Origin of the sequence: Paenibacillus monticola (assembly GCF_009664975.1) — a bacterium.
GTDB lineage: Bacteria > Bacillota > Bacilli > Paenibacillales > Paenibacillaceae > Paenibacillus_AQ > Paenibacillus_AQ monticola.
On sequence record NZ_WJXB01000018.1, the window covers coordinates 12,892 to 37,814 of the forward strand.

Sequence of the window (24,923 nt, forward strand, 5' to 3'; positions counted from 1 at the left end):
AACTCATCCTCTCATTATTTTATCTTCTGTCTGCGTTTCTCTGGAAAAATGACAAGGAGCAGGTATACAACCGTTGGTGTAGGCATCGTTGTAATCCCCCATAATCCCCAAAACCACGCTCTCCTGCCTCTGCTTCTCGCATTCCGAAACAACCATGTTCCCTGTGTCATTAAACCGGCTGCTAAACAAATCCATAACCATAGAGGGATATCCTGCAGCTCTCTCAATCTTCTGCACCCTCTCTTCTTCGTCTTATATGGGCAACCGCCAATCCGCTGAGCCCCACAACGGGTATAAGTGCTTGAACAACCCAATATATAGCCGGTGCAGAGCTAAGGACAGCCAGACATGAACTGAGGAGAATTAAAGATATCAGCCAGAATAACAGTAGTTCTTTACGAGCCTGTCGATTTCTCCGGACAGCTTCTGAAGCAATCAAGCGCTCGAGTTCCTGTATTGAAGGCGGGTTTAAGTCATCATATTGTGCATCCAGGCGGTGAAGTTCCCCTGTCAGCTTCTGCAAAAACAACTCCTGATCCTGCTCATTCTCCATCCTCATTCAACTCCTTTCTCATTTGGCTTATACCATAGGCTACCCGTGATTTGACTGTCCCGGACGGAATTTGCAATATCGCTCCGATTTCCTCATAACTGTATCCGTAATAATGCTTCAGCAGTAGAGCCACCCGCTGGGCAGTTGGCAGCCTGGAGAGTGCATCCAGAACTACACTCCATTCCTCACCCCGACTCTCAAACCGCCAACGGATGGAACGGGCGCCTTGCTCCTCCTGCTGCTTCCACTCCGCTTCCCGCTTCCAACGCCGCTTCCGGTCGATATAAAGTCTAGTCGCAATCGTAATCAACCAAGATGAGAAAGCCGAAGAGCCGTTATAGGTACTGATTCTTTCCATGCACCGAACCATCGTATCCTGGACAATCTCCTCTGCAAGCAAGGGGTCCATGGTAACCTTGACCAAATATTTGTACAAAAAAGTATAGTGTTCCCGCAGCAGCACAGCCAGCGCCGAAGCATCGCCTTGCTGCGCTTGTCTGATCTGCTCCTGCACCTGGTCGCTCATCTGCCTCTCATCCACGAGTTTGTTCAAATAAAAGAATTTACCTATAATACGATTGAGTATGGCGAATCGTTCAATTCCGCTCAGAATTTATTTTTGAGCTCCCATAACTTGCGGCGCCAAGGCTGGATAGCCCCTCTACCTGTCGGGAAACTCCAAAATGAAGTCAATGACTGGAGAGTGGGAATCACCTGAGCAGCCTGCAGAGCGCTCCTATTCTCTTGTTCTGACAACAGTTCTCTTTGTTCAATAAACGAACAGAAGCCGCCTTTTCCCGGACAGTCCGAAAAAAAACGGCAATTCGAGCTGCAAAAGCTATCCAATCTTGCTGCTGAATTATACTGCCCATAGTCCATGCGATAACGTATATCGTTCTTCAATCTACTTCCCCCCATACATTTAATGCTATATGTAGACAAAAAAAAGAACGCAAACCGGGATTATTCCACAGTCTGCGTGCTTCGCGAGGTAAATGTTACATTTAATTAACAATATTGTATCAAGTTTGTATTCTTTTGTCTATCCATGAATTACATAGTCACATAAGGATTACGGACTCGTTCAAAACCAATCGTTGTCCGTGAGCCATGTCCTGGATACACCTTGACTCCTTCATCCAATTTATACAGCTTACCACGTAGAGAGTCGAATAAATCCCGCTCTCTACCGCCGGGTAGATCCGTGCGTCCAACACCAAGCTTGAACAGCACATCGCCGGAGAAGAGGTCATCACCGCACAGGAAGCTCACACTGCCTGGGGAATGTCCCGGTGTATGAAATACACGGAAGGTATGTCCAATCAGCTTGAGGACTTGGCCTTCAGCAAGATCATATTCTGCGGGATCTGTAGTTAATGGTGGTGCAACATCCGGCCACAGCAATGAACCGTTCAGCTTGGCGCTGGTCAGCCATTCACTTTCCAGCGCATGCAAATATACAGGGCATTTCTTAAGCTTACGAATCTCATCCACACCACCCATATGATCAAAATGAGCATGTGTCAGCAAAATAGCTTCGATTTCCATACCTTCGATACTGCGTACAAGTGCGGCAGGATTCATTCCGGGGTCGATAATGATTCCTTTGGCAGGATCTGCTCCTGTCAGTAGATAGGCATTCGTCTGAAGAGGTCCAAGATTAAATGAGCGAATATTTAACATGTATTTAGAATCCGGAGATCAGCGCACGCAGCTCTTTGGCGATAACAGCATGTGATTCCGTTCCTTCCCCGTAGGCTTGACCCATTGCCTTGCGTACTTCCGTGATTTTGCTCTCATAATCGGCGGCTTCACGGTCAGGATTCTCACGTTTGAACTCATTCATCAGACTCTGCACATGCTCCGGACGAGGACCCCAATGGCCCAGTACATATCCACCCGAATCCGCAAAAATTACGATCGGAACGGCTCTGCCGCCCATAGTCAGATAGTCATCCATTACTTCTGGATGTTCTTCAAGAATCAATACTTCTGTCTTAATACCCGCGGTCTCCAGAATACGGAAGACAACCGGAACATTACGTACCACGTCGCCACACCAGTCTGCCGCAAGAATGAGCACACGTAAATCGTCACGGTGGTTCAGACTTTCAAAATACTCATGGTCGCTCTCATCTTCCCAAGTAAATTTCTCATACCAGGTTTCGAACGCCTGCTGATTACGGGTCATACCTTCTACGAATTGACGGGGCGTCAGACCTTGACCATATTTAGGGGCTACATTCTGTTTCATATTGCACTACCTTTCTTTTTGGATTTATACCACTTGAACAGGAAGTAAATGATAATAACGGCAAGAGCCACTAAAATGATCTCTTTCGTGTAGGGAGCAGCTTTCTCATCGATATTCTCCCATTGGTCACCCAATTTGTATCCTAGAAAAACAAATAATGTACTCCAAGGAATAACAGCAAGCGTAGTTAGCAATGTAAATTTACCGAGCGGCATGCGGGAGATCCCTGCCGGAACCGAAATGGCATGACGCACAATCGGAATAAAACGGGCCGTGAAGATTACGCCGGTGCCATACTTCGCAAACCAAACTTCGGAATGATCGATATGCTTCTTTTTAATAAAAATATACTTGCCGTATTTCTCCAGTACAGGTCTGCCGCCATAGCGGCCAATCCAGTAAACAAAAATCTGCGCAATAACGCCGCCCACGGTACCAAACAGAACCGCGCCAAAAAAATTAATATCCCCCGACCAGACCAGGTAACCACCATAAGCCAAAACAATTTCACTAGGAATGACTTCAATCATTAGTCCGATCATAATCCCGAAATAACCTAAATTCTGAATCCATTCGAACAATTGCGAGATTAGATCAGAAATAAAATGCATTCTTGAGTTCCTCCTCCCGTTATTTGGCAAAATGCGGCATTGCTGCACAGTTAATTACAACATTTCCGCTCCTGCTCTATGTCGCCAGTTTCTCTTAGCCTATTCTAGCATAGGAAAGCTTACGACTTCTACTTCTGAAGAAGGCTCTCTCATTCTCTCAATTCAAAAGGATACAGTTCCAGCGAACCGTACCCCCATCATTCACACCACCATTAATTTAATAAGCCAACCACCCGGCATCAGCCGTTATCACAGTACCATTCACAGAGCTTGCGGCATCCGAAGCCAAAAAACAAGGCTACACTGGCTATTTCACTGCTCTCCCCTGCTCGGGGCATGAGGACCATGCCTTCCCCAGCTTTGCATACTGATAGCCGACATTCTTCGTCATTCCAACTACAGCATGCTTGGAGGCAGTATAGGCAAGCCCTGCGCGTGATCCGGTTACATTTAAAATAGAAATATCCATTTCACATAGCTTCAGTGAGCAAGTGAAAGTGGTTTGGCTTTTCCTTCCGAATCGCCAGCAGCGATCAACAATCCTCTCAGCCGCCAGTCTAAGCTGTCGGCTTCTTCGGTAACTCTGAAATGACGGTCATTATGTCGCCCTCCGCGTATGTTCTCCTGCTCCACCAGCAAACGGTATTGCCGCAGAAGCTCCATCCCGGCAGCAGCACTGTTCTGAGCTTCCCCTACCCTCCCAGCTGCTAGTCTGCCCTGGCCCATCGCCAGCAGGCCTTCAACGACTCTCACCCGTTTAACATAGTTGTAGACATCAAGCTGTAAACTTCTCCGTATCCAATATAGTGCAACCCCCAGATTGTCCTCTCTCATCAAACGCTCTGCCAGCTCCCAGCTTAAAGCGGCATCTTCTGGAGCATACTTCAAGCTGCTCTGCAATAAGCTTGTTGCTTGGCCTGTCGGAAGCATGCGCGATAAAGCCACTATCGTTCCAGGCGCATATGGATTCCAGTCCAAGGACTTTTGCAGCAGTACTGTTCTTTCTGTAAAGGTGGTGACCTGCCCCGCTTGTCGATATAAATCTATACCTCTATAAGCATGTACTGACAGCAGGCTAAGACTTAGGCAAGCACAACAGACTGCAGCAGCAACAACTTGACTCGGATAGGAAAATCTGCGTGGAGCAGTTGGGCGATTGATCTGGTATGAGTAAGTAAAAGCTGACTGATTGACCGGTTTGAGAGGGGGGGCTGCAATAGCAGTTTGCCCCATTTCAGCAACAGCAAGCGCAGGCAGCCAGAGCAGCAGCAGCCAGACCAACCCGTAGCTCCAATCAAAATCAACAGCACTATGCAGAGTCAAGACCAGAAACGGCGGCAACAGCTGGGGTGCGGCCATTGCCAGCAGCCAGCCTGCCGCCAGCAGTATCAGGGCGGTGGCTGTAAGGCCGACAATGCCTAGGTTTAACAGTATATCGAGATAACCATTATGCACCTGGCTGCCCACGTAGGGGTGGGATTGGATGGCGAGATAGGCACTGGCCCAGGTCTCGCCTCCGCGACCCAGCCAGGGAGCCTCTGCCGCGAGTTTCCACGCGTCGCGGTAAAAAAGCCCGCGCGCAGATACCGTCGATGACGGTCCGATGATGCGCGCGTGCACGTGCAGGAGGACGGCGGTGCCCGCCGCCGTCCAACCTACCGCCGCCAGTGCTAGCCCGGCGGCGCGGGTCCAGCCCGCCGCCGCACAGCGCTGGCGGCGGCACAGCCACAGGCCGGCTAGCAGCGCGCCGGCCCAGAGCCCGGCCAGCGCCAGCAGGCCGGGCAAGGGCTCTACCGCCAACCCGGCATGGGCCAGTTGGCGGTAGAGCAGTGCCGCAGCGGCCACGGGCGCGGCGCCAGCGGTAAGAAGCGGCGCGAGGAGCCGCCGCTTCCAAGGCAGTACGGCGGCCGCGGCGCAGGCCGCCGCCAGCCAAGCGCCGCGCGACTCGCTGAGCAGCAGCGCGGCTGCGTACGGAAATAACGGCAGCTGGCGCAGCAACGCTGATCGAGTGCTTGGCTTCGCGGAAACACCAGCGATGCTGAATAACCGCTCCAGAAGAAAAACGGCCATTACAGCACCAAATGTATTGGGATATTCAAGCAGTCCGCCCAGTCTGGCACCTGTAACACTAACTCCCGATGCATTACTGTAGGCTATTGCAAAAGGGAGCGGCAAAACTCCACAGACTGCCAATAGAGCAGTAAGGCATAACGTCATTCCTACTCCGTGCCAAGCCGCGATGAGTAATCGACCCACTTGCCGATTACCAGCACAGGTATAGACCACAACAGCAAAACTGGCGTAAAGGCCCCAACGTAACAGTTCGTTCATTGTGCCTTGGGCAGATATAGATCCCCGTAGCAAGTGGATGGCATAGAGAGCGAGAATCAGAACAGAACCGCCCAGCAGTACCACTCTTGCTCCTTGAGTTCTGCGTATACTGCCCTTTCTCTGTAGTACACTGTCCCCCGCAAGAACATTTCCCGATACTCCTTTATTCCCTTTCCTGTGAGCTACAACAAATTTAAGAACTATAATTACTGCACACAGAACAAACCATACTACTAAGAAAGCATACATCTCCTCAGCAAAAAAGAATCCGCGCAGCAAACATGCTGCTGCTCCGGCCCCTATAACTGCAGCTGCAGCAATATAATTTACTACGGGTTCCCAACCATACTCTATCTTCCCACGGCACATTTTAATTTCCCCTGTTTACTTAAGTTACCTCCAGTCTGCCCATATTTGCCCACAACCAAAACGGCCTACCTCCTGTAAGGAAGTAGGCCGTTTTGACGACACAAGACACAATTATTTATCCCTGCACTGAAATTTCAGTGGGAAGCAGATCGGCGCATACCCGTTCAAGATAAGGCTTCGCGCCCAGGAAATCGCGGAATGCACTGTATTCGCGCCATTTAGATGCGTTATCGCCGCCTGCGCTTTTGACCGCACGGATCAGAATGTTCTTCGGTGTATGCTCCATGTCGATGAATTCTAGCAATTGGCTGCGGTAACCCATCAGATCCAGCAGCTTGGCACGAATGGCATCGGTAGCCAGAGCTGAGAAGCGCTCCTTCAGTATGCCGTGCGACAGCAAAGGGCTGAGCACATCACTCTCAATTTGGTTGAATAATTCATGCTGGCAGCAAGGCACAGACAGAATGACTGACGCACCCCAGCGTACCGCCTTTTCCAATGCTGCGTCTGTTGCGGTATCACAGGCGTGAAGGGTTACGACCATATCCACCTGCTCCAGTTCATTATATTCAGCAATATCACCAACAAGGAAATGGAGCTTATCATAACCCAGTCGTGCAGCAAGTTGTGCACAGTGCTCAATCACATCCGCTTTTAGGTCCAGACCTACAATATTCAGCTCCCGTTTCTCACGGACTGCCAAATAATGATACAGGGCAAACGTCAAATAGGACTTACCGCAGCCAAAATCAACAATGGTCAACGGTCGCCCCGTCGGCAGATCGGCGAGCACATCTTCCACCATCTCCAGAAAGCGATTGATCTGCCGGAACTTATCGTATTTCTTGGCCAGCACCTTGCCTTCAGCATTCATAATACCAAGTTCCACAAGAAACGGCACCGGCTGCCCATCTTCCAATACATAACGCTTGCGGCGGTTGTGAGCCAGATCCGGTACTTCTTGCTTACTTGGGGATTTGGTGAGTATCGACACTTTGTATTTTTTGCTGACTAATATCTGATAATCAGCCTCTACGGTACAGATCAGGCCTTGACGGAATGTTTCTCTCAGTAAAAGTGTCAGTTCCTCCGCCGCTAATTCCACGGGTATATTGCGATGTTCAACCTTTGCACCAATGTAATAGGCAAACTGGTGATGAAGCTTGCCCTTTAATTCAACAGGTTTAATTTGCACCTTCGTGTAGGAGGCCTCTCCTTTATTGCGCAATTGGCTTAAGGTCGCCGTAATCAAAGTACGGTCGCTAATTAGTTGTTCAATAAGAGCTTTTAAAGATTCCACAACGCACATCTCACTTTCGGATTAAAAATTCGATTAACATACATTATATCATGGTCTACCAAGAGTGCAGTTAGCTCCTTAAATATTGGTATTGGCGGATTTAAAGAATATTAGACTCCGCGGGGATCACGTTGAGCCTGCACCATTCTTGTATTCCCTGTTTCACTTCCTCCAAGGGAAGATTACCTTGTTCCAAATCGACAGGCGATATAAGCAGCAGCCGCCCATACAGCTCCGCTCCCGCCATTGCCACATCTTCACCCTGTTCCCACAGCCTGTAAAGACTGTCCTCGGCTTTACCGAAACGTCCAACCGATTCCATATAAGCCAGCAACAGCCGCTCCGTCTTGACCGGAAGCCGGTAAGCCTGCACTTCCTGCAGCAGCTCATTAATATCTTGCGTCATACTCAGCAGTTCACGATCAGCACCATTCAGATCCGCGTACAAATATAAATGCAACGCCCGCATACTTCTGAATAACGCTGCTTCCTTATTGTTGTTCCCGGCATAAATGCTGCCTTCTTCTTTCAGCAGCCGGGCCACTCCTTGTAATTTGTCGGATTCGATCACACCGCCCAGACGATACATATCTATAATGTCCTCCACGGACAGTGAATTCAAAAGTCGGGAGTTCAGCCGGAAGTGCCGGTTCAGCAGCTCATCGACTTCCCATAATGCTTCCGTCGTCTTCCGCTCCTGTTTCAGAGTCATTACCTTGGCAACCATCGCCGTCATGTCCTCAATCATCCGGACAATATAATCTCTTCGAAACATGCTGTACACCCCTTTTCTAATACCTTGGCTGTAAATCTCTCTGATTAATCTTAAACCATTCCCGAGTACTATGCCATTCTATAGATGGAAATCCCAAGACCTTGACAGGAAAACAATAGATATAATACACTAGATCCAGCTACGATCTGGATTACAGATCGAACTATGAAATAGATCATCTACAGCAATCGTTCCAACTTATCGTTCAATCAGGAGGCAACAACCATGAAGAATAACCCACACGGACAACAAGAAGCAGGTAATGATAACCTTCAACCGCAGATCCAGCTGCACGATAGCAATACTCCACTGCAGGTTACACCTGAGCAGGATAAATTATTGGAAAGTGCATTACGAATTAAAATTATGCATGCTCTTGCTGGAGATCCCCGCACCTCCAAACAAGTTGCTGAAGAACTGCAGAAGACTCCAGGAAACATCCATTACCATATCATCAAGCTGTTTGAAGGCGGATTGCTTGAACTCGTCCGTACCGAAGTCGCCGGAGGAATTGTCCAAAAATTTTACCGCTCCAAAGCTACCTGGTTCCGGTCAGAGAATTTTAGCGGCTTTCAGTTTCAGAAAGAGGATACTGTCGAGCATTTCACGACAAGACTGACGTTATCCGCACGCGAGCTGGAGTCCTTCCAGCAAGACCTAAAGCAGTTCATTTCCACGTGGGAATCCAAAATCACCCATGGTGAAGAATATGGTGTTGATATCGCCATTGGCCGCTTACGCGCCGATTCCACCCAACAGTTAGGTGGTGAATCCTAATGATACCAGTCCACACACCTGAAAAGGCCAGCAGCAATCCGCTGCGGGGATTTGCTGCTCCTTTTGCCAGCTCACGAGCGTTCCTTTATCTATGGCTGGGGCATCTTATCTCTTTTCTGGGCAGCTCAATAACGATGGTTATTCTCCCTGTATTGGTTTATTCCATGACTGGCTCTACAACGATCATGGGCTTTGTCATGGCTGCCTACATGCTGCCCAATGTACTCATGCTCCCGATCTCTGGACATATTGTTGACCGGTATGACCGGGTAAGGATTATGATGCTGGCGGATATATTCCGTAGTGTCATCATGCTGACAACTGCGGTCCTCTCGTTATCGGGTCTGCTCAGTATTCCACTGTTATTTGTATTAGTAGGCTTCTATGGTCTGCTTGACGGACTATTTCAGCCCGCTTATGCCGCAGTCCGTGCTACCGTATTCACACCTGACATTCGAAATGCAGCCAATTCGCTAACGCAAATGACCACGCAAACGGTAAGGCTGATCGGCCCAGCGCTCGGCGGATTGTTGATTACTCATCTGTCCGCAGGTTTCGGATTCGGCATGAATGCCTTAACTTATTTATTATCATTTCTCTGCCTTATCTATTTGCGCAAATTCCTGATCGTCCGATTAAGGCCCGAACTCTCGGCACCGCCTTTGCTCAGCGACCCATTTTCTCCAGCACCTGAAGTTCAATCCGCACCGGACTGGAAGGCAGACTTCAAAGAAGGAGTAGCTGTGCTGCGGAGCAATCCTTGGTTGTGGATTACGATTTTAGCTTTTTCGTTTATTAATATTTGTTATGCGGGAATTACAAGTATTCTTGTTCCGTGGCTCTTTAAGATTCATCATGGTTGGGAGCCTTACCTTTACGGCCTTGCTGTCACCTTCTCTGGTGTAGGCGCAATCGTCGGAGGATTGCTGTACGGCATGAGGCCACAATGGAGTCATCGGGGTCTTATGGCTTATGGCGGAGCTTTTCTTAGCGGATTGGCACTGTTGCTGCTACCCTTTGTCCCTACACCAATAGGGGCAATCGCTCTATTCGCTTTAGATGGCTTTGGTCTTATGATCTTCGGCCTCATCTGGGAGATCAGCCTGCAGGAGCTTGTCCCACAGGAGGCCTTCGGACGGGTAGCCAGTCTGGATTTACTAGGTTCCTTCGCCCTGCTGCCAGTAGGATATATTCTTGTCGGATGGTTGGCGGACCTCATAGGCGGCGTCGCTACTATCGCTATTTTTGCCGGAAGCGGTATGGCCTGTATTGCACTGGTTCTAAGCATCCCGGCCATTCGCAAGTTTCAATAGAGACTAGCAGAAAGAGGCAGCCCACGCCAAATCCAGCGGGGACTGCCTCTTTCTGCTACTTAATGAATCCACAGCAGCTATTTCTGTACAGCGGCTTGAACAAAGTCCTTAATGATGCCAGCTAATTGTTCTGGCGCTTCGTACATGCTCATATGGCCTACCCCAGGAATCGTCGCTTGCGTTACATTGGATTTGTCCGAAGTGAAAATTCTTTCAGGCGGTACATGTGCGTCCTTCTCTCCGGCAACGAGCAATATCGGAAGCTCACTGGCTGAGATCACGTCACGGCGGTCCGGACGCTCACGCATAGCCAGTGCTGCTCCTGCTGCACCCTGTGGAGGCGTTCTGTAACCTATCTCCTTTGTACGCTCCAACAGCTGTGGAGCGGCTTCAGCCGTTTCTGGAGCGAATAGTCCAGGTACCAGCGCATCTACAAAGGCGGTAATTCCCTCATTTTGAATCGTGCTGACGCTTTTCAGACGTTTCTCTTTAGCCTCTTCACTATCTGAATATCCAGTGGAATGAATGAGCCCAAAGCCCTGTAAGCGGGAGGCGTAACGCTGTGCAAAGGACAGTGTAATGTAGCCGCCTAGTGAGTGGCCCAATAAAGTGACCTGCGAAATCTCAAGCGTATCCAGCACGGATAACACATCATCCGCCATCTGTTCAACGCTGTAAGCTCCAAGTGGAGCATCCGAAGTACCATGACCACGCAAATCAAGGGCTATGATGCGGTAGGTGCCGCTTAAGGCAGGAATGACTTTCTCCCAATAATCGGCGCTGCCGCAAAACCCGTGCAGCAATACGATAACTTCACCTTCGCCTTGATCAGTAAAGTTAATATTACTTCCGTTTGAGTGAACTGTTTCCATTAGTTGATTCCTTCTTTCTATGTAAAAAGTGTTAACTATTATTAAGCTAATACCGTCTCCTTGAAACTTTCTTAACGTACCCGCCCGAATCCTGCTGCCGCCGCATCGGCAATCTGTTCAGCCATAAGCATGACTCTGTACAGCGGAGTTGTCTGTAATGTCCGATAGGGCTTGGGACCGTTAATATCAACAATGGCAGCAAGACTATAATGCCCTACAGCCGGTAAGTGTAGTCCGACCGATTGTGCTGGCTGCAATGGTTCGTGAGCGGCAAAAAAGAAGCCAAGCGCAAGCGGAGGTCCCAAGCAGGCATCAATGGCTATCACAATATGCTCAGCAGGTATGCCACCTATACGAACCACCAGATTATCTGCATCACACGGAGACGGAAGCGTGCCAACCACATGCGAAAAGCCGTACTCCAATAGTTTACTGCCTGTCAGCGGACCTAGAGCATCCCCTGTAGAACGGTCTGTTCCGATACAAAGGAAGGTGATTTGCTCTACCACATGTTGTTCTGCAATTTCCCGAAAGAAGGAACTTAGCTCATCAGCTTTCATTCTGCTCCGATTCCCACTGCCCTGCTCCCTAATCGCCAATGCCTTCGCTCCCTCCGATGTGAATGACCCTCTTAAATTACCTTTAATTTTACATGATTTTAGCTATCCTCACAAAAAAATGGTGGTACAGCACCCAAACATGATAAAATAAAGGATGAATACACCGAGCAGAGAGGATGTTAGTGACCCAATGGATTTAACAAAGCCTAGTCAGGAAAATGTTGAATATATGATCGAAGGTATCAAAACGAAACTAAAGATGGCCAGTGCCGCAGCTATGCAGGCATCCGCATTCTCGGTGAATAACTATGAGGATATTCTTGATGTTTACGAAGTAACTATGGGCAGTGATAGACTCAGCATTTCCCAGGTGGAAGCGCTCGTGTCCGAGCTCGGACGTCTGCGGCAAAAATAAATCAGCTTTTTCGCAAAAGAGCCCCTTGCTCTGCTTCCACCAATTCGGTGGATTAGTAGGGCAAGAGGCTCTTTTGCTGTGCACTTTGTTACGGCAGGACTGGACAGCTACTCTAACTAGATTAACTCCAATTGGAATTCTGGAGCCGCATGACCCACCTGTCTACCTCCATCATTATAAATGACCCCTGAAAAAGCAGACCGGAGCTTCTCCAGCGTGTTTTTCTGGCTATATCCCAACTGCTCAAGAATACTCTGTACTATAAGACCCCACTCTTCTTCCGAACCGTCTAGAATCTTAAAGGAAATTCCGAGCCGTTCCTGGCGTAAGCCGAAGCAATAGACACCCTTAAACCCACCTTTGGCAATGATATTCCCATCCTCTAACAGAATGGAATCCAACCGTCCGTGACCGGAAACCATCTCCGGATGGGTATTCATCGCAGATGTTATCCTGCTAACCGCTTTACGTGTAGGCTCATCGCTGATCAAATCAGGACAGGCCAGCTTCAAATAAGCATTCGCCAATGCTGTCAGAGGCAGAGCAAATACCGGCAAGCCGCAGCCGTCCGTGCCGAGGCCAATACTTTCCGGAGCAACATCGGCCATATAAGCAATCGTGCTAATAATCTCACGCTGCACAGGATGCTCTGGTTGTGCGTATTCGTCGAGCGGCAGACCCTTCAGTTTGCTATAAGACAAAATACCCATGTGTTTGCCTGAGCAATTATGATAAAATTTTCTTTTCCCAAAACCGCGTATAGCCTGTTCATGGCTATTCAGATCCAGCGGATAACTTGTTGCGCAGATCATTTGAGACTCCTCAATACCGATTTTAGACGAAATGCTCTCTAGTGTGTCGATATGGTAGCTCTCCCCACGGTGAGAAGCAGTCATCAGAGCGATTTCGGTTGAAGTAAGTCCATATTGCTCGACAATCCCCCCTCGAATACCTGGAATCGCCTGCAGCGGCTTAGCCGCAGAACGGGTAAAGGATACAAAACCGGGGTCTCCGGCATAACCCTTTAATAATCCGCCTTCTCCTACAATTGCGATATGCCCACTATGAACACATTCTAGTAAATCCGACCGATATTCCCGCACCAACACAGTTTCCATGATGTCTCTCCTCTTTTCTCTATATAGCCAGACCTAGATGATTAATAATAGAAAACTCTATAATCTTTCCGTCATGTAAGGTAGATTGTAAAGTCCCAAAACGGACTGTTTAGCGGTTATAAAGTCTTGTTATTTCGACCATCCTGCTTCTTACTCCGGAAATCTTTCTCTTACGCTTCTAGTGTTTCATCTTACATAGTAACGTTTATATACGAAGTAAGAACTTCAGGTTATCCTGATATCTAAATGAAGAAGGCATCGTTGCCGAAACACGAAACGCATGTTTCGGCCCGCCGACTGATTTTGGAATACAATATTCTCTTAAGGAGTGATTTGTGATGAATAAAGCAGAAACGGAATACCCAGTACAAAGCGGAAGCACTTTTCTAAAAGGAATTTTCATAGGCGGTTTACTTGGGGCTGCAGCAGCCCTGCTGTTTGCACCAAAACCAGGTCGTGAATTGCGCGATGATTTATCCGACAAGCTTGCACTTGCAACTGACAAGACCAAAGAGGTTGCCGGTGCAGTGACTGACAAAACTATATCTATAGCTACTACTGTTGGAGAAAAAGCAAGTGATTTGGCGAGTACGGTGTCCTCTAAGGCCTCCGATATTTACACTACAGTGAGCGAAAGCAAACAGCACATTGCTGCTACTTTGCACGATACTGGCAAGAAGATCGGCGAAACGGTAAGCGAAGCTTCGGCAAGTATATCTGCTGATGTAACTGATGCCTCCAAAGAGGTAACTGATGAAGCGTCCGATGCCAAAGAGCAAGTTAAAGATACTTATAAAACAACTTACTAAGTTACATGGAAACACAAGCTACTCTACCCTGCCAATAGCCAGCTGACCGTAGCTGGCTATTGGTGCGCAATAAAGATTGATCATAAGCCCTTCGGGCTACAGAAAGTAGGGAATACTTATGGGAGATCTGGAAAATAGGACCAAGGTATACGAAGTGGAAGAGCACCCCTTTGAGCTGCGGCATGAGCTGAAAAGGTTAAATGCTCGTCTTGATAAAATTGCGGATTCGCTGGAGAAGTCTGAATTCAAGGATATTCTCGAGAACTATACCGACCCGAAAAAGCGAATTATTACGAATCTTATGGCTGGGATTTCCCGTGGTTTAGGCCTTTCTATTGGCACCTTTGTCATTCTCGGTTTGTTGGGTTATATCCTGAGTCTATTTCTTAATGTGCCGATTATCGGGGAATATCTTGGCGAGATCAAAAAGTATATTGACGCTAACAGTTAGGTTTAAAAATAAAGGGCATACTTTTCTCCTTAAGAAGAAAGCATGCCCTTTGTCATTTATAAAAATTTAATAGGAGGAATTCGACATAATCTGTTTAAGCTTCTCGGTAGCCCGCTTCTGAATCCGTGAGACGCTCATTTGTGAAACACCCAGCTTCTGAGCGATAGCTCGCTGTGACTCTCCATCCTGAAAGGCCAGCAACAGCACCTGCTGCTCCTGTTCCTTAAGTTGTCCAAGCGCTTGCTGGAGATCCATTCGTTTCTCAAGCGTTTCGTAATCATTGGCATCTGAGCTGATAAGCTCACCAAGCGTAGCGCCGGTCTCTTCTTGTGAGATAGGCGAATCTAGAGATACGTAGTGATAGCACTCCCTACCCGCCAGTATCTCTACAGTTTCCTCAACAGATAATTCAAGATAATGGGCGATTTCTTCTACAGCAGGAGAACGTTCTAACCGAATCGTTAATTCATCGATCGCCTGCTGGACTAAAGCCCCTTTTTCTTTGATTCGTCTCGGAACCTGTATGTACCAGGATTTATCACGCAGGTAATTCTTCATATGTCCAATCATACTCTTCATAGCATATGGTTCAAAAGGAATACCCATACTGATATCATACTGCTGGAGCAGCCGAATAAGCGCCATCTGACCCACCTGATACAAATCCTCATATAAGTCGGGACGGTTACGGGCTATTTTGCCGGAGGCCATCTTAACCATAGGCTCATACTTCTTGATCAATACTGTAGCAATATCATTATCCTTCGATTGCTGATACTCCCAAATAAGGGTTACTGCTTCATTCATGGACTCTGGGGGAGTCACCTTTTCGTTCATACTTTCTCCTCGGTGAAATTAAGTCGCTTGGTCAAGGTAACAACTGTTCCTTTCCCTGTTTCACTTACGACGCTAACTTCATCCATGAGTGCCTGCATCAAATAGAACCCCAGCCCTCCGACTTGAACGTCACTCAGCTCCTTATCATGGAGCGTCATACGTTCTCCGGACGAATCCAACCCATCAAAGCTCTCCCCCTCATCTTTGACAGTTATGGATAAAGACTTTGCTCCAACTTCAAAAATGACATCAACCACTCCATCTTTCTGACCGTAAGCATATAATACAGAATTGTTACAGGCTTCTGATACCGCTACCTTCATATCTTCAATATCCTCATAGGTAAAACCCATCTTTGAGGCAATACCATATAAGTTCAATCTGACAATATCGACATATTCTGCGCTGGCAGGTAACTGTAGAATCACTTTTTGTACATCATCACTCATTCTAAGTTCGATCCTTTCCTAGTGGGAGTCCTCTTGGGGGGCGAAAAATTTGGAAATACCAGTCATATCAAACAGCTTCTGTATTTGCGAAGGAACTTCGACCACTGAAAATTTCACTTCGAGTCCGTGCCTTGCTTTCAGGATGGACAACAAAATTCCAATACCTGTGCTATCGATGTATCTTAATTCCTTAAGATTAATGACAAGATCAAGTCCCTTATCACCTACCAACGGCTCCATAACTAGCCGGAAATCGGGAGCAACTGACAAATCAAGCTCTCCGCTCAGAAAAACTGTACATACACTACCTTCTGTTTCGGTTTTTGCCTGGAACTTTTCGCTTTTATGTGTATTCATAGACAATCTCTCCTGATAAGTGTTTTCTTTACCAATAACCCTAAAGTCCTACTCTTGAAACAAAAAATCTGCAGGTAAATATTATTCAATAGATCAAGCATTGTAAATAGACGTATTGCGCTCGGGATACAATTTATTCTTTGGGGAATAACGGGTGATAATCTGCTTAATACTACTCAATTTGAGCGGTTTGCTAATATAATCATCCATCCCTGAAGCTAAACATCTACTCTGAATCCCATCCATCACATTAGCAGTCATCGCAATAATCACGGCATTCTGGGCCGATAGACCCCCACTGAGACGAATCTGTGCAGTAGCCTCCAACCCATCCATTACGGGCATTTGCAGATCCATAAAGATGAAATCATAAGAATAACTAAGCGCCATCAAAACGGCTTGAGCGCCATCTTCGGCAATATCAGCCTTAAGACCCAGCTTTTGCAGCATGCTGGACATTAGCCTCTGGTTGATAGGGTGATCATCCACGATCAGAGCTTTGCTTTGTGCATGTTCACCAGGAATAACCTCAACGGGTTCCTCTTCCTGGCTGCTCCCTAGCAGTTCTTCCTCTGGCGCAGACACTTGAATGGTAAAGACAAAGGTTGCCCCTTTTTCCTCCATGGATTCTACCCGGATCTCACCGCCCATCATCTCTACAAGAGATTTGCAGATGGCGAGTCCAAGGCCAGTCCCTCCATATTTCCGTGTCATGGAAGAATCAATCTGTGAGAACGGTTTAAACAAACGATCGCATTTCTCTGGGGAAATACCAATGCCAGTATCTTTAACGGTAAATTCTAATACCATCTTATTATCCGCTGTTTGTGAATTGGAAGCAACTAAATAGACGCCGCCCTGGTTGGTAAATTTAACTGCATTCGCAACCAGATTAATTAATACCTGACGAAGACGGGCCATATCTCCATATAAAAGCTTTGGCAGCTTCTGATCAATAAAAAAGACAAGCTCCAAATTCTTCTTGCTCGCTTCCACAGAGAAGAGATTAAATACCTCTTGAATACAGGAACGGAGTTCAAACAGTTGCTCTTCCATTTCCATTTTTCCCGATTCCATTTTCGTGAAATCCAAAATATCGTTTATTACAGTAATGAGCGTATCGGCACTTTTACGAATAATTTCTGTATATTCCTTCTGCTCTGGAGCAAGCTCTGTCTCCATTAACAGATCAATCATTCCTACTACACCGTTCATAGGTGTACGAATCTCATGACTCATCATGGCCAGGAATTCCGTCTTAGCTTTGGCAGCAATTTCCGCATCTTCCTTAGCCTTGACAAGCTCACCATTAATTCTTTCCAGCTCTTGTGTTTTTTGCTGTAGCAACATAGATTGGGTCTGATGTTTTTTGCTGGTCAAATACATTTGAACAAAACCTTCGATTTTAGAGTTCAGAATTTGTGGGATAAAGGGTTTGACCATATAATCAATGGCTCCTGCTGAATAACCTGCGAATAGATGCTCCGCATCCTTACTGTTAGCCGAAATGAAAATAATCGGAATATCCTTCGTTTTGTCTCTGGCCTTAATCAATTTGGCGGTTTCTATTCCATCCATATCCGGCATCTGTACGTCCAGTACGATCACTGCAAACTCATATCTCATTAGACATCGCAGCGCTTCTTCGCCGGAGATGGCTTTTATTAGCTTGTATTGCGGATTATCAAGCACTGCCTCCAGCGCCAGCAAATTTTCCGGACGGTCGTCTACCAGTAGTATATGAACCGGTTCTTGAAACCCCATAGGACCCTCCCCCAAAGCTGCTATTTAATCTTTCGATAGATTTTTTCCACTCTGTCCAGGGGTTCGTAGCTGTCGCTATACCCGGTGAAATGAATAGATTCTTTAGAACCGAGCACAAGTATTCCGAATCGACTCAAGCTCTCATTGAATAAGCCATGTACATGATCCCTAAGCTCATCATTGAAATAGATCATTACATTGCGGCATAAAATCACATTAAACTCATTAAATGAAGTATCGGTGGCCAGATTATGCTCGGCAAAAATAATATTTTTGCGTAAATATGGCTGTAAAATCACTGAATTATACTTTGCTGTATAGTATTCAGAGAACGCGCGTGTTCCGCCCGCCTCCAGATAGTTCTTGGTATACTGCTTCATCTTACTAATATCGTATACGCCCTCTTTAGCCTGCTGTAAAGAGCGTTCGTTCATATCTGTGGCATAAATGCGTGCTTTGTCATACAATCCCTCTTCATGCAACAGAATAGCCATGGAATAAACTTCTTCGCCTGTGGAGCAGCCTGCATGCCATATTCGAATGTAAGGATAGGTACGTAGCAACGGGATTACTTTTTGTCGAAAGGTTAGAAACAATCCCGGATCTCTAAACATTTCCGTTACAGGTATAGAAAGGCTATAAATAAATCGTTCGAAGCAGGAACGATCATGCAGCACCTTCTCTTGCAACGCGGATATGGTAGGTACATTCTCCGCATGAACGTGATGCCAGATACGCCGTTTCAAGGAGGGCAACGCATAATTCCTGAAATCATATCCATATAAACGATGTACACCGTCAAGCAGCAGTTCAATTTCGATCTGCTCCAATTCGTTTTTGACATCCGTTATAATAGTCTTTCCCTCATATTCAGGTTTCATTGCTGTCATTGTGATCCCTACTCCCTTACCACCTGCCATATCTTCTTAGACTGGCTGTTTGTAGTGTTATGAGTTCATTACCCCAAAATTGGAGTTACGAATACAGCCAAACACGCATTAAGGAAAGAAGCTGATCTGTGGCGATCGGTTTTTTCATATAATCAGAAGCTCCGGCTTCAATACACTTAGCACGGTCCTCCTTCATGGCTTTGGCTGTAAGGGCAATAATCGGCAGCCTTTGATATTGCGGCATCTGGCGGATGCGGCGCATGGCCTCGTATCCATCCATTTCCGGCATCATCATATCCATGAGTACGAGATCGAAATTCTCGTGCTCTATTAACATTTCCAACGCTTCACGGCCATTTTCCGCAAACTTCACTTCCATATGATACCCTTCCAGTACACTTGAAAGAGCAAATACATTACGGATATCATCATCGACAAGCAATATTTTTTTGCCGTCGAACAATTCTTCTTTATTATGAAGCTTCTGCAGTATTTTACGCTTGTCCTCCGGCATATTTGCTTCTACACGATGGAGAAAAAGTGTGGTCTCGTCAAGCAGTCTTTCCGGCGAACGTACATCCTTTATAATTATGGACTCAGCATACTTGCGCAGCCGCGTCTCTTCTTTGGCATCCAGATCTTTGCCGGTATATATAATGATTGGCAGATCGTTCAGTTTCTCATCATCCCGAATTTGATCCAGCAGTTCAAAGCCATTCATATCACCAAGCATCAGATCAAGAACCATACAATCATATTTCTGCTTACGCAATTCTTCCAGTGCCTCGCGGCCTGAGGAAACAGCGGTAATGGCAACATCATCGTGACCAATTAGCTCCATAATCGAACGACGCTGAATTTCGTCATCCTCTACAATCAGCAGATGTTTCAAGGTACTGGATGTATAGCTCTCAATCTGCGAGAAGGCCCGCTCCAATGCTTCTCTTGACGAAGGTTTTCTTAAGAAAGCCATCGCACCCATCATTAGTCCTTGCTTTACTTCATCACTAACGGAGACGACATGAATGGGAATATGACGGGTCTGTGCTGCGCCCTTCAGCTCACTAAGAATCGACCAGCCATCTATCACGGGCAACTGAATGTCAAGAATGATCGCATCTGGCAAATAAGCTTTGGCCATCTGCAGTCCTATATCTCCCTGTAGAGCTACCAGTCCCCTGAAGCCACGGCTGCGGGCCATATCGAGTAATATTTTGGCAAAGCTTTCATCATCTTCAATGATCAACAAAATCTTATCTTTTGAGGTCAACTCGTCTCGGTCATCCGCTATCACTGTCTGCACCTGAGATAAAGGCATTGGGAGAGTGCCAGCTAGGGTATGTGTCAGCCTTTCTTCGACATACTCTGCCAAAGTAGTGGCTTCTTGGGCAGCAGCAACATCAACAGCGACTGGCTGCAAACTATAATCGGCTTTAACCGGTAAATATAAAGTGAAGCTGCTGCCTTCCCCCTCAAGGGACTCCAGTACAATAGCCCCACCCATTAGACGTGCTAATTCTCGACTTATCGAAAGTCCGAGCCCGGTACCGCCGTATTTGCGGCTGGTAGTCCCGTCCACCTGTTGGAAGGCTTCGAACACAATATCCATTTTGTCTGCTGGAATACCAATACCGCTATCTTTTACGGCAAGGGCCATATATTCTACTTCGCGTGGCAAATCATATGGGAGATGTTCGCTGTCAGCTAGGCTTACAGAAAATTCTACAAATCCTTTACTTGTGAACTTAAAGGCGTTGGACAACAAATTACGCAGAACCTGCTTCAGTCGGTGATTGTCAGCAATTAGACTCTCCGGCAACGTATCCGCAAAGGAAAAGCGCAACGTTAGACCCTTTTTATTTGCCAGTGGTGCAAAATTTTGTTTTATGAAGCTTTTCAGCTCCGTTAGCCGTACCTCTTCATAATTCAGGCTCATTTTGCCTGCATCGACTTTGGACAGATCCAAAATTTCATCAATCATCTTCAGAAGATCGGCACCGGACATATAAATTGTATGTGCGAACTCCACCTGTTTCTCGGTCAAGTTGCCCTCCTTATTCTCTGTAAGCAATTGAGACAGGATAAGCAGACTATTAAGCGGTGTCCGCAATTCATGGGACATGTTCGCCAGAAATTCCGATTTATATTTACTGGTAACTGCCAGTTGCAAAGCCTGTTTCTCTAATTGACTGCGTGCATGTTCAATCTCATCCTTTTTCTCCTCAACCTCCTGTACCTGATCCTCTAAGGCACGAGTTTTGGAGACAAGCTCAGTATTATAATGCTCCAGTTCTTCTTGCTGGCGCTGCAGCAATTCTTCAGAACGACGAAGCGCATCCGTCTGCTCCTCCAAATTCTCATTGGAACGGCGGAGTTCTTCCTGCTGTGTCTGCATTTCTTCCGACTGACACTGTAGTTCCTCTGTAAGTGCCTGAGATTCCCGCAGCAATTCCTCCACGTTGAGTCGGCGGCTAATATTGTTAAGCACCACTCCCAGATTCTTTGCCAGTTGATGCAGCAACTCATTCTGCAGTGCACTAAACGGAGTAAACGAAGCAAATTCGACGACTCCCAAAAGCTCGTCCTCGAATAAAAGTGGATAAATAGAAATATTCCCCGGCTGGGAGTCCCCTAGTCCGGAAGAAACAGTAATATAATCATCAGGAGCTTTATTCAGTCTGATGGGTGTCTTATCGAGTGCGCTCTGTCCCACAAGTCCTTGACCAATCAGAAAACCTTCCTTCGGCAACTGATCATGATCGACGGCATAGAAACCACTGCTTTTCAGCAATTCCGGGTTATGGATATCCTTTAAATAGACTGCGCCGTATTGAGCACCCAGCACCGGAGTAAATTCACTGATAAAGGTCTGGGCGATCTGTTCCAATGAACGCACACCGCGCAGCAGCTCGGTGACCCGAGCCACATTCGCATTTAGCCAGGACTGGTCAGTTTGCGCCTGAGCGTAAACTTTCTCCATCTGCTGCTTCTGTTCGATATCTTCAGCCATCTCCTTGAAGACACGCGCAACATCGCCGATTTCATCTTTAGAGGTAACCTTTATTCGTCGGATGGCTCTTATTTTGCCACTACCAAAGCTGCTGATCATCATCGATACAACATTTAGACCACGAGTAATACTTGGTATCACCCATAATATAACCCCAAGCCCGAGTAGCAGGCCCAAGATCATAATTAAGGTCACTGTCTGAATGGAGCTATCATATGCTGTCTTCGCTTGGGTACTTTCTTCATTCATCATGAATACGTTGTAATCAGAGAGACTGTTTAAGCTGTTCAACACCTCATTCTGAATATCCTGTCCCTTGGCATTCCGGTAGGTATTGGCATTCTGAAATAAACCGGCCGTGAGCAGCTCCAGCTCCTTATTCTGATAATCTAAATAAGCAGAATAGGCGCTATCTATCCGATTGACGATTTCCATCTCTTCCGCATTCGCCATCGAAGACTTTATGTCTGCAAAATAATCTTCTACTTTGGTGACCTTTTTACTAATTTCACTTTTCTGGGACTCCACGGTCAGCGCATCGGCATTCAGCATGGATGTGGTCAGTATCCGCGCCATATCATTCACTTCGCCACGCATTCCCGAAGAAGCGCGCCCCTTCATATATCTATCTTGAAAGCCGTCCAGCTGGTTGTGCATATAATTCAGTCGATCATATCCAATCATTGTTAGCGCAAGCATAATTGCCAGCATCGCACTAAAGCCGATCAGCAGCTTGGCTTTAATCTTCATCCCTTATCTGTTCCCTTCATCAGTGATATCCACACCATACATTTATCGTCATCTCGTTCTTTAATAGCTTTTTTATTAAAAAAGGCAGCACGCATATTCTCTTCCTGCCACTTATGCTCACCTGTCAAATGCTGAATCATAAAGTCCAGCTGCTGCTCCTGTTCACCTTCAACCAGTTCCAGCAGACCATCCGTATACAGCACTAAATGCCCTTCGTCCTCATAGTTCATTGTCTGCGGCTGAATCTCAATTCGGTCAAATAGGCCTACAGGGTGGCAGTTGCTCTCCAGCAACACCGGCTTCGTGCCCGCACCCTCAAAGAGCAATGCTGGCGGGTGTCCTGCATTTACATAATCAATTCGCTTCAGGCGAGTATCGACGACAAGGTAAATGGCTGTGAAATAGTACTGAACCAGCTGTTTCTCAATATAGAGCTGATTAAACCGCCGATTCAGCTCCTGTATGACTTTTTCCGGCTCTACATAAGTAGTCACAGTGTCCTTCAACACAGAAGCAAGAAACATGCAGAAGAGTGAAGATGAAATTCCGTGTCCCATCATATCCAGCAGAATAACTCCATAACGTCCGTCACCCAGAGCGTACCAGGCGTATAAGTCACCGGCCAGCTCCGAAGATGGCTGATAGATTGCATGCACTTCAAAAGCTTCCTCTTCTAGCGGCAGACTCAGTACAGCGTTCTGTACAAGAGCAGCCAGCTTCAGTTCATCCTGAAGTCGCTGATCCCTTTCCTTATGCCAATCCTTCTCCTGCTTTAACCGAAGCGCCAGCCGGATTCTGGCCATGAGCTCCACCTTGTTAATCGGCTTTGTGACATAGTCGACAGCACCAGCATCAAGGGCTTCCGCCAATTTTTTGGAATCACCGACAGCGGTTACCATAATAATCGGAATGTCCTTCAGATGCTCGTATTGTTGAACAACACGACAAGCTTCAATTCCATCCATCTCCGGCATCATCATATCTAACAGAATCAAATCCACGTCAGACATTCGGGTGCGTCCTGTTTCGTTATGGGAACGAATGCCAAGCAGCTCTAGCATCTCTTTGGCTGACGATGCGGTTATAAAATTCCGGTAATCTTCCTTTTTCAGAATTTCACGGATAATAATTACGTTGGTCGGATTGTCATCTACAATTAATATTCTCATCGTTCTCACCTCACATTAGTTATGTAGTATTGCAATATCTCTATCATACCTATTCAAGTAGTCTGTTGCCATTTACAATCTATTGTTAAATAAAGTCATTCTTCTCTGCGTTCTTCAACAAAGTAACCTCCAGCTCCACTAAATACACAGTGGTTCTAGAGGTTACGCTATTGAACTATGGGTACATATTTGCTGCAGTCGGTACTTAGAACAGGGGTTTCTTGGCAATAACCAGAACCTTACCTGAATCAAGCTCCTTCTCGTAAAAGGCTGCTTCTGCTCCACTAAATCCTAATGACGTGATCTTGGAGCGGAGTGCTTCACCCCGTGAACGAAAAAGATTGGCGATAGCCCCAAACAATCCTTCTTCCTGCAAACCGATCTCATTAATCTTTGCGGCATCAACAATCCGACCTTCACGATCCTCATCATGACTAATTACATAAATCTCCGACTTACTATAGCCGCTGCTTCCAAGCCGCTTCACTTCCTCAATAGCCTGAACACCATTTTCCAGCACTTTTGCATACGACTGTGCGTTGATCGAATCCATAGAGTTCACTCTCCTTAGGTTATATAAAGGGCCAGTTCGACAAAAAGATAACTGATCTTTTATAACCATAATGGATGAGATTGAAACAATTTAAGAAGAACTACCATCAAATAAATCAATTCCATCCCATTCACCCGTAACCAAATTACGATAAATCTTGAGCGCTGTTCTTCCTCTCATATAAACATCGCCGTCCTCAGCGATAAAGTCAGGGGCTCCCAGCAACTCTGAAAGCTTGCCCTTGCCAGGGTCAATCTCTACTCCACTAAGCTGCAAACCATACTGTTGTGCCTGAATTGGAGTTACATGAACATAGATCACTATCCCGTTCGAGACCCCAGCAGACATATCCGCGTATTGATACTCTAGACAGTCCTCCCAGAGTTCATTCACTATATTAAGCGGCTTCCCTTTAGCCTGTATAAGTTCTTCCTTGGTCGCATAAAGGGATACGTCTGCCAAAGAATCAAAGCTGCTTATGTAGGCATTTGAAGTGGAGCTGAGATCCTGTTGAAAGGCCAGGACAATCGAAGGTTGCTTCGCCAAGGAAACGACAGGAATCGGCTCACTTTGTGTGGGCGGTGCATTAAAGTATGGAGAAAGGAGACTTAGCAAAAGAATAATAATGTTCATGTT

27 protein-coding genes and 1 pseudogene are annotated in these 24,923 nt (G+C 46.6%); 5 read left to right on the forward strand and 23 right to left on the reverse strand.

Going from position 1 to position 24,923, the window contains the following annotated elements; all coding sequences use genetic code 11:
- Window positions 1–3: 3 nt before the first annotated feature.
- The 11 genes and pseudogenes from GJB61_RS32035 to GJB61_RS28710 form a co-directional block, all read right to left on the reverse strand.
- Window positions 4–195 carry a hypothetical protein gene (locus GJB61_RS32035; RefSeq protein WP_229522513.1) on the reverse strand — a complete coding sequence of 64 codons (192 nt, stop codon included), beginning with the start codon at window positions 193–195 and terminating at the stop codon, window positions 4–6.
- A 28-nt stretch (window positions 196–223) separates the two neighbouring features.
- Complete coding sequence (locus tag GJB61_RS28665; protein ID WP_154122460.1) at window positions 224–553, reverse strand: YxlC family protein; 330 nt, start codon at window positions 551–553, stop codon at window positions 224–226.
- A complete protein-coding gene (sigY, locus tag GJB61_RS28670) occupies window positions 543–1,079 on the reverse strand; it encodes an RNA polymerase sigma factor SigY (protein WP_154122461.1) in 537 nt (178 codons plus the stop codon). Before sigY ends, GJB61_RS28665 begins: the two co-directional genes overlap by 11 nt.
- 80 nt (window positions 1,080–1,159) lie before the next feature.
- Window positions 1,160–1,456, reverse strand: coding sequence for a hypothetical protein (locus GJB61_RS28675; protein ID WP_154122462.1), 297 nt, complete (start codon window positions 1,454–1,456; stop codon window positions 1,160–1,162).
- Window positions 1,457–1,606: 150 nt separating this feature from the next.
- Complete coding sequence (locus tag GJB61_RS28680) at window positions 1,607–2,236, reverse strand: MBL fold metallo-hydrolase (RefSeq protein WP_154122463.1); 630 nt, start codon at window positions 2,234–2,236, stop codon at window positions 1,607–1,609.
- Between the two features lie 4 nt (window positions 2,237–2,240).
- Window positions 2,241–2,807, reverse strand: a complete 567-nt coding sequence (locus tag GJB61_RS28685) for a thioredoxin family protein (protein ID WP_154122464.1) — start codon at window positions 2,805–2,807, stop codon at window positions 2,241–2,243.
- A complete protein-coding gene (gene uptA / locus GJB61_RS28690; protein WP_154122465.1) occupies window positions 2,804–3,418 on the reverse strand; it encodes an undecaprenyl phosphate transporter UptA in 615 nt (204 codons plus the stop codon). The genes GJB61_RS28685 and uptA overlap by 4 nt, the downstream gene beginning before the upstream one ends.
- 217 nt (window positions 3,419–3,635) lie before the next feature.
- Window positions 3,636–3,860: pseudogene (locus GJB61_RS28695) on the reverse strand (SDR family oxidoreductase); the annotation flags it as partial.
- A 38-nt stretch (window positions 3,861–3,898) separates the two neighbouring features.
- A complete protein-coding gene (locus GJB61_RS28700) occupies window positions 3,899–6,118 on the reverse strand; it encodes an O-antigen ligase family protein (RefSeq protein WP_154122466.1) in 2,220 nt (739 codons plus the stop codon).
- A gap of 115 nt (window positions 6,119–6,233) precedes the next feature.
- Window positions 6,234–7,427, reverse strand: a complete 1,194-nt coding sequence (locus tag GJB61_RS28705; protein WP_154122467.1) for a class I SAM-dependent methyltransferase — start codon at window positions 7,425–7,427, stop codon at window positions 6,234–6,236.
- Between the two features lie 91 nt (window positions 7,428–7,518).
- Window positions 7,519–8,193 carry a DUF6483 family protein gene (locus tag GJB61_RS28710; protein ID WP_154122468.1) on the reverse strand — a complete coding sequence of 225 codons (675 nt, stop codon included), beginning with the start codon at window positions 8,191–8,193 and terminating at the stop codon, window positions 7,519–7,521.
- A 225-nt stretch (window positions 8,194–8,418) separates the two neighbouring features.
- Between GJB61_RS28710 and GJB61_RS28715 the strand changes: the two genes are divergently transcribed.
- Both GJB61_RS28715 and GJB61_RS28720 read left to right on the forward strand, forming a co-directional pair.
- Complete coding sequence (locus GJB61_RS28715) at window positions 8,419–8,970, forward strand: winged helix-turn-helix domain-containing protein (protein WP_154122469.1); 552 nt, start codon at window positions 8,419–8,421, stop codon at window positions 8,968–8,970.
- On the forward strand, window positions 8,970–10,283 hold the full coding sequence (locus GJB61_RS28720; protein ID WP_154122470.1) for an MFS transporter: 1,314 nt from the start codon (window positions 8,970–8,972) through the stop codon (window positions 10,281–10,283). The genes GJB61_RS28715 and GJB61_RS28720 overlap by 1 nt, the downstream gene beginning before the upstream one ends.
- Before the next feature lie 77 nt (window positions 10,284–10,360).
- Here GJB61_RS28720 and GJB61_RS28725 read toward each other — a convergent pair whose 3' ends face one another.
- Together GJB61_RS28725 and yyaC are read right to left on the reverse strand one after the other, a co-directional pair.
- Window positions 10,361–11,155, reverse strand: coding sequence for an alpha/beta fold hydrolase (locus tag GJB61_RS28725; RefSeq protein WP_154122471.1), 795 nt, complete (start codon window positions 11,153–11,155; stop codon window positions 10,361–10,363).
- Between the two features lie 71 nt (window positions 11,156–11,226).
- Entirely contained in the window at window positions 11,227–11,715 is a 489-nt protein-coding gene (gene yyaC, locus GJB61_RS28730) for a spore protease YyaC (protein ID WP_154122523.1), read from the reverse strand.
- A 190-nt stretch (window positions 11,716–11,905) separates the two neighbouring features.
- On the opposite strand from yyaC, the gene GJB61_RS28735 reads away from it, so the two are divergent.
- Complete coding sequence (locus GJB61_RS28735; protein WP_154122472.1) at window positions 11,906–12,130, forward strand: DUF1128 family protein; 225 nt, start codon at window positions 11,906–11,908, stop codon at window positions 12,128–12,130.
- A gap of 116 nt (window positions 12,131–12,246) precedes the next feature.
- On the opposite strand, the gene GJB61_RS28740 is transcribed toward GJB61_RS28735, so the two are convergent.
- Window positions 12,247–13,248, reverse strand: coding sequence for an asparaginase (locus GJB61_RS28740; RefSeq protein ID WP_154122473.1), 1,002 nt, complete (start codon window positions 13,246–13,248; stop codon window positions 12,247–12,249).
- Window positions 13,249–13,586: 338 nt separating this feature from the next.
- On the opposite strand from GJB61_RS28740, the gene GJB61_RS28745 reads away from it, so the two are divergent.
- Entirely contained in the window at window positions 13,587–14,057 is a 471-nt protein-coding gene (locus tag GJB61_RS28745; protein ID WP_154122474.1) for a YtxH domain-containing protein, read from the forward strand.
- A 118-nt stretch (window positions 14,058–14,175) separates the two neighbouring features.
- Window positions 14,176–14,508 (forward strand): DUF5665 domain-containing protein, encoded by a 333-nt coding sequence (locus tag GJB61_RS28750; RefSeq protein WP_154122475.1) that lies wholly within the window; start codon window positions 14,176–14,178, stop codon window positions 14,506–14,508.
- Between the two features lie 66 nt (window positions 14,509–14,574).
- On the opposite strand, the gene GJB61_RS28755 is transcribed toward GJB61_RS28750, so the two are convergent.
- From GJB61_RS28755 to GJB61_RS28795, 9 genes are all read right to left on the reverse strand, one after another.
- The gene (locus GJB61_RS28755) at window positions 14,575–15,345 is read right to left on the reverse strand and encodes a sigma-70 family RNA polymerase sigma factor (protein WP_154122476.1); all 771 of its coding nucleotides are present in this window, start codon (window positions 15,343–15,345) and stop codon (window positions 14,575–14,577) included.
- Window positions 15,342–15,794, reverse strand: coding sequence for an anti-sigma B factor RsbW (gene rsbW, locus GJB61_RS28760; RefSeq protein WP_154122477.1), 453 nt, complete (start codon window positions 15,792–15,794; stop codon window positions 15,342–15,344). Before rsbW ends, GJB61_RS28755 begins: the two co-directional genes overlap by 4 nt.
- A gap of 18 nt (window positions 15,795–15,812) precedes the next feature.
- Window positions 15,813–16,151, reverse strand: coding sequence for an STAS domain-containing protein (locus tag GJB61_RS28765; RefSeq protein WP_154122478.1), 339 nt, complete (start codon window positions 16,149–16,151; stop codon window positions 15,813–15,815).
- Window positions 16,152–16,244: 93 nt separating this feature from the next.
- Window positions 16,245–17,915, reverse strand: a complete 1,671-nt coding sequence (locus GJB61_RS28770; RefSeq protein WP_154122479.1) for a response regulator — start codon at window positions 17,913–17,915, stop codon at window positions 16,245–16,247.
- Between the two features lie 20 nt (window positions 17,916–17,935).
- A complete protein-coding gene (locus tag GJB61_RS28775) occupies window positions 17,936–18,805 on the reverse strand; it encodes a CheR family methyltransferase (protein WP_154122480.1) in 870 nt (289 codons plus the stop codon).
- 85 nt (window positions 18,806–18,890) lie between these two features.
- The gene (locus GJB61_RS28780) at window positions 18,891–22,565 is read right to left on the reverse strand and encodes a response regulator (RefSeq protein WP_154122481.1); all 3,675 of its coding nucleotides are present in this window, start codon (window positions 22,563–22,565) and stop codon (window positions 18,891–18,893) included.
- On the reverse strand, window positions 22,562–23,734 hold the full coding sequence (locus GJB61_RS28785) for a SpoIIE family protein phosphatase (protein WP_154122482.1): 1,173 nt from the start codon (window positions 23,732–23,734) through the stop codon (window positions 22,562–22,564). Before GJB61_RS28785 ends, GJB61_RS28780 begins: the two co-directional genes overlap by 4 nt.
- A gap of 205 nt (window positions 23,735–23,939) precedes the next feature.
- The gene (locus tag GJB61_RS28790; RefSeq protein ID WP_154122483.1) at window positions 23,940–24,287 is read right to left on the reverse strand and encodes a YflT domain-containing protein; all 348 of its coding nucleotides are present in this window, start codon (window positions 24,285–24,287) and stop codon (window positions 23,940–23,942) included.
- Window positions 24,288–24,377: 90 nt separating this feature from the next.
- On the reverse strand, window positions 24,378–24,920 hold the full coding sequence (locus GJB61_RS28795; protein WP_154122484.1) for a hypothetical protein: 543 nt from the start codon (window positions 24,918–24,920) through the stop codon (window positions 24,378–24,380).
- Window positions 24,921–24,923: the final 3 nt, after the last annotated feature.

Bases quoted from the DNA above. Each gene is read 5' to 3' on its own strand.
- GJB61_RS28665 (WP_154122460.1), bottom strand. From the start codon at position 553: ATGGAGAATGAGCAGGATCAGGAGTTGTTTTTGCAGAAGCTGACAGGG.
- GJB61_RS28790 (WP_154122483.1), bottom strand. From the start codon at position 24,287: ATGGATTCGATCAACGCACAGTCGTATGCAAAAGTGCTGGAAAATGGT.
- GJB61_RS28775 (WP_154122480.1), bottom strand. From the start codon at position 18,805: ATGACAGCAATGAAACCTGAATATGAGGGAAAGACTATTATAACGGAT.
- GJB61_RS28785 (WP_154122482.1), bottom strand. From the start codon at position 23,734: ATGAGAATATTAATTGTAGATGACAATCCGACCAACGTAATTATTATC.
- GJB61_RS28700 (WP_154122466.1), bottom strand. From the start codon at position 6,118: ATGTGCCGTGGGAAGATAGAGTATGGTTGGGAACCCGTAGTAAATTAT.
- GJB61_RS28715 (WP_154122469.1), top strand. From the start codon at position 8,419: ATGAAGAATAACCCACACGGACAACAAGAAGCAGGTAATGATAACCTT.
- GJB61_RS28685 (WP_154122464.1), bottom strand. From the start codon at position 2,807: ATGAAACAGAATGTAGCCCCTAAATATGGTCAAGGTCTGACGCCCCGT.
- GJB61_RS28725 (WP_154122471.1), bottom strand. From the start codon at position 11,155: ATGGAAACAGTTCACTCAAACGGAAGTAATATTAACTTTACTGATCAA.
- uptA (WP_154122465.1), bottom strand. From the start codon at position 3,418: ATGCATTTTATTTCTGATCTAATCTCGCAATTGTTCGAATGGATTCAG.
- GJB61_RS28680 (WP_154122463.1), bottom strand. From the start codon at position 2,236: ATGTTAAATATTCGCTCATTTAATCTTGGACCTCTTCAGACGAATGCC.
- GJB61_RS28710 (WP_154122468.1), bottom strand. From the start codon at position 8,193: ATGTTTCGAAGAGATTATATTGTCCGGATGATTGAGGACATGACGGCG.
- GJB61_RS28745 (WP_154122474.1), top strand. From the start codon at position 13,587: ATGAATAAAGCAGAAACGGAATACCCAGTACAAAGCGGAAGCACTTTT.
- GJB61_RS28735 (WP_154122472.1), top strand. From the start codon at position 11,906: ATGGATTTAACAAAGCCTAGTCAGGAAAATGTTGAATATATGATCGAA.
- GJB61_RS28795 (WP_154122484.1), bottom strand. From the start codon at position 24,920: ATGAACATTATTATTCTTTTGCTAAGTCTCCTTTCTCCATACTTTAAT.
- GJB61_RS28780 (WP_154122481.1), bottom strand. From the start codon at position 22,565: ATGAAGATTAAAGCCAAGCTGCTGATCGGCTTTAGTGCGATGCTGGCA.
- GJB61_RS28740 (WP_154122473.1), bottom strand. From the start codon at position 13,248: ATGGAAACTGTGTTGGTGCGGGAATATCGGTCGGATTTACTAGAATGT.
- yyaC (WP_154122523.1), bottom strand. From the start codon at position 11,715: ATGAAAGCTGATGAGCTAAGTTCCTTCTTTCGGGAAATTGCAGAACAA.
- GJB61_RS28765 (WP_154122478.1), bottom strand. From the start codon at position 16,151: ATGAATACACATAAAAGCGAAAAGTTCCAGGCAAAAACCGAAACAGAA.
- GJB61_RS28705 (WP_154122467.1), bottom strand. From the start codon at position 7,427: ATGTGCGTTGTGGAATCTTTAAAAGCTCTTATTGAACAACTAATTAGC.
- GJB61_RS28755 (WP_154122476.1), bottom strand. From the start codon at position 15,345: ATGAACGAAAAGGTGACTCCCCCAGAGTCCATGAATGAAGCAGTAACC.
- GJB61_RS28720 (WP_154122470.1), top strand. From the start codon at position 8,970: ATGATACCAGTCCACACACCTGAAAAGGCCAGCAGCAATCCGCTGCGG.
- GJB61_RS28770 (WP_154122479.1), bottom strand. From the start codon at position 17,915: ATGGGGTTTCAAGAACCGGTTCATATACTACTGGTAGACGACCGTCCG.
- GJB61_RS32035 (WP_229522513.1), bottom strand. From the start codon at position 195: ATGGATTTGTTTAGCAGCCGGTTTAATGACACAGGGAACATGGTTGTT.
- GJB61_RS28750 (WP_154122475.1), top strand. From the start codon at position 14,176: ATGGGAGATCTGGAAAATAGGACCAAGGTATACGAAGTGGAAGAGCAC.
- rsbW (WP_154122477.1), bottom strand. From the start codon at position 15,794: ATGAGTGATGATGTACAAAAAGTGATTCTACAGTTACCTGCCAGCGCA.
- sigY (WP_154122461.1), bottom strand. From the start codon at position 1,079: ATGAGCGACCAGGTGCAGGAGCAGATCAGACAAGCGCAGCAAGGCGAT.